General features: G+C 71.9%; 1 protein-coding gene. It reads right to left on the bottom strand.

What is annotated here, in order from left to right; all coding sequences use genetic code 11:
- Positions 1-894: hypothetical protein (locus J3473_RS19210; RefSeq protein WP_207025404.1), on the bottom strand; the 894-nt coding region annotated here is incomplete at its 3' end.
- Between the last annotated feature and the right edge of the window lie 180 nt (positions 895-1,074).

Raw genomic sequence — 1,074 nt, forward strand, 5'->3', positions numbered from 1 at the left:
GTACCCGGCCAGGTCGGCGACCAGGTCGATGCTGCCCGCGTTGTTGTACAACGTGACCTTGTTGCCCGGGCCCACCGCGACCGTGACGAGGTTGGCGACGGTCTGTCCGGCGGCCACGTTGAGGTTCGAGGCGCCGGGACGCGTGGTGCCGCCCGGGTACACGCTCACGTAGCTGGCCGATGACGGCTTGGTCGCGGTGACGTTCAACGTGACCGCCGTGGTCCCCGCCGGCAGCCCCGGCAGCGCCACCGTCACCGACCGTCCGGCACCGACCTTCGCCCGCGGGGCGCCGATCCCGGAACGCGTGTCCAGCACCCTCTTCGGGGACACCGCCACGAACCCCGACCCGAGGTCCGGAGCGTAGTACCCGGCCAGGTCGGCGACCAGGTCGATGCTGCCCGCGTTGTTGTACAACGTGACCTTGTTGCCCGGGCCCACCGCGACCGTGACGAGGTTGGCGACGGTCTGTCCGGCGGCCACGTTGAGGTTCGAGGCGCCGGGACGCGTGGTGCCGCCCGGGTACACGCTCACGTAGCTGGCCGATGACGGCTTGGTCGCGGTGACGTTCAACGTGACGGCCGTGGTCCCCGCCGGCAGCCCCGGCAGCGCCATCGTCACCGACCGTCCGGCACCGACCTTCGCCCGCGGGGCGCCGATCCCGGAACGCGTGTCCAGCACCCTCTTCGGGGACACCGCCACGAACCCCGACCCGAGGTCCGGAGCGTAGTACCCGGCCAGGTCGGCGACCAGGTCGATGCTGCCCGCGTTGTTGTACAACGTGACCTTGTTGCCCGGGCCCACCGCGACCGTGACGAGGTTGGCGACGGTCTGTCCGGCGGCCACGTTGAGGTTCGAGGCGCCGGGACGCGTGGTGCCGCCCGGGTACACGCTCACGTAGCTGGCCGATGACGGCTTGGTCGCGGTGACGTTCAACGTGACCGCCGTGGTCCCCGCCGGCAGCCCCGGCAGCGCCACCGTCACCGACCGTCCGGCACCGACCTTCGCCCGCGGGGCGCCGATCCCGGAACGCGTGTCCAGCACCCTCTTCGGGGACACCGCCACGAACCCCGACCC

It is taken from the genome of Phycicoccus sp. DTK01, from assembly GCF_017312765.1.
In the GTDB taxonomy this organism is placed as follows: Bacteria; Actinomycetota; Actinomycetes; order Actinomycetales; family Dermatophilaceae; genus Phycicoccus; species Phycicoccus jejuensis.